This is a genomic window from Paratractidigestivibacter sp. (assembly GCF_052362415.1).
GTDB lineage: Bacteria > Actinomycetota > Coriobacteriia > Coriobacteriales > Atopobiaceae > Paratractidigestivibacter.
On record NZ_DAWEMK010000113.1, the window covers coordinates 470 to 5,520 of the forward strand.

Consider the following 5,051-nt stretch of genomic DNA (forward strand, 5'->3'; position numbering starts at 1 on the left):
AGGCCCTGGTCGAGCAGGTTGCGGATGGCGCGGTGGACGCTGCGCTCCTGCACGTTGAGGAATCGGGCCAGGCCGCCCTTGCTCTCGAAGTAGCCGCACCCGGCGTCGCAGAAGCCGAAGATGCGCGCGTAGACGAGCAGGGGAAGGCCTGAGAGGCCGAGGTCCGCCATCATGAAGTGCCGTACCGTCGCGAACTCGCGCGGGGAGGGGCCGTCGCGCCCCCTCGGGCCTGCGGCCGCCATGGCGCTAGCCCCTTCTTGGCGAGCCGACGACGCTGTTGCGCTCGACCCATGCGACGAGCTCGTCGTGCAGCACGATGCCGTCGCGCGTCTTGCCGCCGATGTAGCGGATCGGGAACGGGTCGTCGCGGTCCTTGGCGAGCCGGTACATGGCGTCGCGGCTGATGCGCAGCATCGCGCACGCCTCGTCGGCGCCGAATATCGCGTTTGTCGATGCGATGAGCCTCACCTGGCTCCTGCTAGTGCTCTTGGTTATGGTCGTCCTCGAGCTCCTTTCGTCTCGAGGCTCCCTCGCGTGCCCGGCCGCGGGCGGCTCCCGGGGCGGTCGCCGCCGTCATTTCCTGCCGCTCCTTGACTCGATGTAGGCGTCCACTGACGCCCTCGAAACCAGGAGCTTCCTGCCGAGCCTGTACGAGTCGATCTCTCCCGACCAGATGAGGTCGTACGCCTTGTTTCGGCTCGCCCTCATGTACTGCTGCATCTCGATCACCGTCATCCATTCGTCGCGGCCCTGGTTGTTCTCGGGCGCGGCGCATTCGGCTGTGCGTGCCATGGTTCCTCCAATCTTCCCGTGCGGCACCGTGCGGGCACACCGCGCGGCACAGTGTCCCTTTTCGTCTGCGCGACGATTGAACCGCCTGCTGGCGCATCGCGCGCATGACGGGAACGGAGACGGGTCGAGGTGGGTCGAGCTGGTCGGGCCTCCACGAAACGGCCATGAGCCGCGTGGCTTAGCTCTCAGCTAAGTCCCTGAAAAGTAAAAGGCGCCCATGCGGGCGCCTGCCTAGGAGCGATGTTCGTTCGGTTGTGGTTGGAATGCTTCTCTTCCGCGGTGCTGTCGTCCGGGGTCCGGCATCTGTCGTTCGCCTCTTCTGTCGTGTTTGATGTTGTGTGTTATGCGAGCGACCTTGCGCGGGCCTGCCGGCCCGTTGCCCCAGGTGCACCCGGGTAAATGGTACCCATCCGTTGGAACATGGACATCGCGGGAGGGCTGTTTGGGCAAGCTAGGATGGATGAGCGGCGGGGTTCTAAATGCAATAATTCGAGCTAAAGGGCCTTGTACTCTCTTTTGTAAAACGCGAGGGTGCAATAAACTCGACGATCCCCCTGAACCTTTTCTGAACGAATCAGCTCTTAGGCGGTATGACGCGACACGCATCGGTAGTGCTCGGACTGGGTTAGTCATCGAGTGGGTATAGAACATACGTTCTGTATAACGTTATAGCACCAGGTGGCAGGCGTAGTTTCAATCGAAGCTACGCCTGCTGCTATATATGGGTTGATGGTGGTATCAATGACCGCGATGCTTCTGTTTGCGCTTCAGTTTTCGCTGCTCGAAGCGCGCCTCCGCCTCATCCGCTCGACGCTGGCTTCTTGCTTGAGCCGATTCCCGCTTCATCGTCTCCCGCTGATTCGCGAGCGCCTGCTGCGCCTTGGTGCTCATCGCCGGCTGCTTGAGGGCTTTCGCCGCCTCGCGGGCGCGTCTCTTGGGGTTCTTCGCGGGCTCGCTCGCCTCGGACGGATCGTCACCGAAGAACGCGAGCTTCGCCCATTTGCTTGTAACGAATCGCAGGATCTCCTCATCGGACGGTTCTGCGCCGAAGACGATGCGGGCGACGCCGTACCTGCCGTCCTCGACATGCTCCGCCAGCCCGACCCAGAATTGGCCGTCGTGATATACGGTCAGGGTGGACGACACGCTGATCTGCATGGCTGGTTCCTCCTTTATGTAGATGACCATGCAGAGAAGGGACAACCAAGGAGGCAGGTTACTGATGCGGACTCCCGCACGCCCACGACTACCCGACGGGGACTGTGTTTTCATCTCTGGTGCCCGCATTGTAGCACGCGCGGATTCACGATGTTGATTGCCGGCGCCTAGACGGAGATGAAGGCGGTTCGTCTAGGTCAAGCCGGTCGCTCGTTCATGAAGCGGCCGATTCCCTGAAAATAAAAGGCGCCCACGAGGACACCTACAGGCTATCTTCGAACTACTTGGTTGGGGCAGACGGAGGAAAAAAATAGGGCAGAATCGCTCTCACGATCCCGCCCCGCAAACCCGAGGGTTTCTAACTGGCTCCATTATTCCGGGCTTCTCAGTTCTGTCATTGACCCAGGTATCATCCGTCTCCTATAGCGAGTGAATATAAAAATAGGGCAGAGTCGCTTGCGCAAGTCCGCCCCTAAAACCGTGAAGGTTTTGCTATCTGCAGGCTATTCTACCAACCCGAGCGATTCTGTCAACCTGCGAAGGAACTCGAGCGCGGAGCGAGCTGCGGCGTCGGGCCCCTTGTCGGGCAGCGCCTCGGTTTCGCCGTCGGCCCTGGCGAACATCTCGGCGAGCTCGGATGCGGCGCGCGAGCGCGAGGAGCCCTCGGGTACCAAGCCGGAGTGCGCCACGAGCACGGTCGCGACCTCCTGCATGGCCGTATTCCCCATCCACTTCCTCCTGGTCGCCTTGGGAATCCCCACGGCGGCGACCCTTCGGGAGACGCCGCTGGACGCCGAGCCCCGGGCGGCGCCCCTCTCGGCGAAGCAGTTGATCAGGCACGAGCCGTGCGCGGCGCAGTTGCGGACGGACTTCACGCGCTTGAGGTCGTAGTGGGAGGCCTCGAGGCGCCTGTCGCCCCATCGCCTGGCGCAGAAGCGCACGAAATCGATGAGGGTGCCGAACGAGGTGAGCTCAAGGAAGGCCCAGGCAGGCATGTCGCCGGAGTACTTCGCGTAGAGGCTCGAGCTGTAGGGGCTGCGGCCGCTCATCTTGAGCTCGCGCAGGCGGTACTCCCTGTTTGCAGTGGTAAGCGATGCCATGTAGTCGGCCACGATGGCGTAGCCGTCCTCTCCACGGTCCTCCATCTCGCGAAGCAGTGTCACCTTCTGGAAATGCTCGATGTCGAGCGTCATGCCGAGCAGGGCGTGGCGCAGCTCCTGGTCGAGCGCCGCGAGCAGGCGCAGCTGGCCGAAGTCGAGGTCTACGTAGCGGCCGTCGCGCGGGCCTCCCTCGTATTTCGAGAAGAGTTTGCGGTAGGATGCGAGCTTGAAGAAGTTGCACTTGTCGCGCAGGTAGTCCGCGGCCTCTTCCTCGGAACACAGTTCGAAGGCTACGCCCTTCTGCTTGAGGTGCTCTATCTGCTGCTCGATCGTGAGGATCGGCTTCCTATCGTGGGGTTCGGCCATGCTCGGTCTCCTGTCATTGATTTGAGAATCCTATTCTACCAGCATGTTTGCCCTGAATCCTGAAGGTCCGTTCGCCAACTCATAAGCAAGCCACCTGAGACTACTCACTTTGTTCACGAATGGCGAAGACCTGCGACCTGGGGTTTTGCAAATGGCGCGCAAGCCACCCGCGTTAATTCACTTGCGATTGCAGCTGGCGGCTTGCGGGCAAAAGGGCGGTTGAGTTTCAAAACGGGCGTTTTCGGCGCCATCGAGCATCCAAAGGCGACCCGCCGCGCACTTTGGGACAAAAACAAAAACTCAAAGCCCTGAGTTTGAAAAAAGTTTTTGAGGTTGTCCCAGCTTTTGTCCCCGAAGCCGACGAAACGCGACATCGCGTCATTCGGCGGCACGCGTTCCGTGTCGATGCCGAAAACTGGGTGTAACTGGAGTGACGGGACGGAAGAACCGACGCCATCGAGTGGGAGTAAACGATATTCGTTGATTTCAAGCCTCTGACCTGCGAAAACAGGTCGGGGGCTTCTTATTTTGCAACCTCTGTGCAACCTTTGCGGTTTCGCGCCCCGTGAACAGGGGACGTAGCACTGTTCACGTCTGGGCCCATATCGGCACCGATCATTGCCCGCGCTGCTTCTGCTTGCGCTTCAGCTTCCGCTGCTCGAGGCACGTCGCCCGGTGTTCCTCGCCAGAGGAGAGCTGGCCGTTCCTTGCGAAACCGCGAGGCCACCTATATCCGCTTGCTGCGGGCTTGCTTGAACCAGTTCCTCTTGAAAGAGCCTATACCTCCGAAGAACTTGTTGTACGTCTCACCGTCCTCCTTGGCCTCGTACTTGACCAAGGCAAGTTCGATAGTACAGAGGTAATCCGCCACTTGCTCGAGGCGGTAGTCGGTCATCGAGGTCTTGCGGCGTCGGACGACCCCTTTTGAGAGGACCTTGCCCACCGAGTCGTCTCGCCCGCGGAACAGAAGGAGCGCATCCTCGCGACCTTCGGCGACCTGTGCTGCGAGATGGAGGGCTGCACCATCGCGCAGGCCGTCTATCTCAACGGCGTGCCCCTCGTCGTCGTGCGCGCCATCAGCGACAAGCCCTGCGCCGAGGGCCAGGTCGTCGACTACAACACCTTCGAGAAGAAGGCCGCCTGCGACTGCGCCCGCATCGCCGCGCGCATGGTTAAGCTTTAGGCCCTGCGCGCCGGGGCTCTTCTTTATGTTGGGACCCCGGCGCGCAGGGCCCTTTCCAAAGCGAAGTGTCGAGTCGAAGTGTTGAGCGTCGGCCCTGAATGTTCAATGGCCGTTGTTTTCTGCCCCTCAAGTGGTGAACTTCTCCTCGGGGCTGTTGATTCCCCCACGCGCCCCCTTCCGTTCTCTGTGTTCCCCTTATACTCCTTGTACAAGGAGGTAAGAAGTCATGGACAAGACCGCACAGGACAGCTTGGCAAAGAAGCCCGCCGACATGAGGGACAGGATTCTCGAGCATCTCGAGGCCCTCACCTCTGCCGTCTCGCTCGACGACCTTGCCCGTCTGTCCACCTCCGACATCGCCGAGACGCTCATCATCTCCAGGAGTCTGGCGAGCCAGTACCTCAACGACCTTGTTCGCGCCGGCCTTGTGGTTAAGGTGGCGGGCAGGCCTG

Annotated in this window: 7 protein-coding genes and 2 pseudogenes; 2 read left to right on the top strand and 7 right to left on the bottom strand. The window is 61.2% G+C overall.

Translation table 11 applies throughout. From position 1 onward, the window contains the following. The 7 genes and pseudogenes from ACT84W_RS09225 to ACT84W_RS09255 form a co-directional block, all read right to left on the bottom strand. Positions 1–242 (bottom strand): annotated as a pseudogene (locus ACT84W_RS09225) (hypothetical protein); the annotation flags it as partial. A 4-nt stretch (positions 243–246) separates the two neighbouring features. Continuing rightward, positions 247–468 carry a helix-turn-helix domain-containing protein gene (locus tag ACT84W_RS09230; RefSeq protein ID WP_444328992.1) on the bottom strand — a complete coding sequence of 74 codons (222 nt, stop codon included), beginning with the start codon at positions 466–468 and terminating at the stop codon, positions 247–249. A gap of 105 nt (positions 469–573) precedes the next feature. Then, a complete protein-coding gene (locus tag ACT84W_RS09235) occupies positions 574–792 on the bottom strand; it encodes a helix-turn-helix domain-containing protein (RefSeq protein ID WP_073293326.1) in 219 nt (72 codons plus the stop codon). A 738-nt stretch (positions 793–1,530) separates the two neighbouring features. Further along, positions 1,531–1,950, bottom strand: coding sequence for a YjdF family protein (locus tag ACT84W_RS09240; protein ID WP_117648540.1), 420 nt, complete (start codon positions 1,948–1,950; stop codon positions 1,531–1,533). 503 nt (positions 1,951–2,453) lie between these two features. Beyond that, entirely contained in the window at positions 2,454–3,416 is a 963-nt protein-coding gene (locus ACT84W_RS09245) for an Abi family protein (RefSeq protein WP_075844146.1), read from the bottom strand. Positions 3,417–3,529: 113 nt separating this feature from the next. Beyond that, complete coding sequence (locus ACT84W_RS09250) at positions 3,530–3,808, bottom strand: hypothetical protein (protein ID WP_238057659.1); 279 nt, start codon at positions 3,806–3,808, stop codon at positions 3,530–3,532. Between the two features lie 335 nt (positions 3,809–4,143). Next, positions 4,144–4,359, bottom strand: a complete 216-nt coding sequence (locus ACT84W_RS09255; RefSeq protein ID WP_444328993.1) for a hypothetical protein — start codon at positions 4,357–4,359, stop codon at positions 4,144–4,146. A gap of 21 nt (positions 4,360–4,380) precedes the next feature. Here ACT84W_RS09255 and ACT84W_RS09260 point away from each other — a divergent pair. Continuing rightward, a pseudogene (locus ACT84W_RS09260) lies at positions 4,381–4,599 on the top strand (phosphorylase family protein); the annotation flags it as partial. 226 nt (positions 4,600–4,825) lie between these two features. Next, a partial coding sequence (locus ACT84W_RS09265) for an ArsR family transcriptional regulator (protein WP_444328994.1) occupies positions 4,826–5,051 on the top strand: 226 nt, incomplete at its 3' end.

What these genes read in the sequence shown, in the direction of transcription:
- ACT84W_RS09235 (WP_073293326.1), bottom strand. Translation starts at nt 792, where the DNA reads ATGGCACGCACAGCCGAATGCGCCGCGCCCGAGAACAACCAGGGCCGC.
- ACT84W_RS09240 (WP_117648540.1), bottom strand. Translation starts at nt 1,950, where the DNA reads ATGCAGATCAGCGTGTCGTCCACCCTGACCGTATATCACGACGGCCAA.
- ACT84W_RS09245 (WP_075844146.1), bottom strand. Translation starts at nt 3,416, where the DNA reads ATGGCCGAACCCCACGATAGGAAGCCGATCCTCACGATCGAGCAGCAG.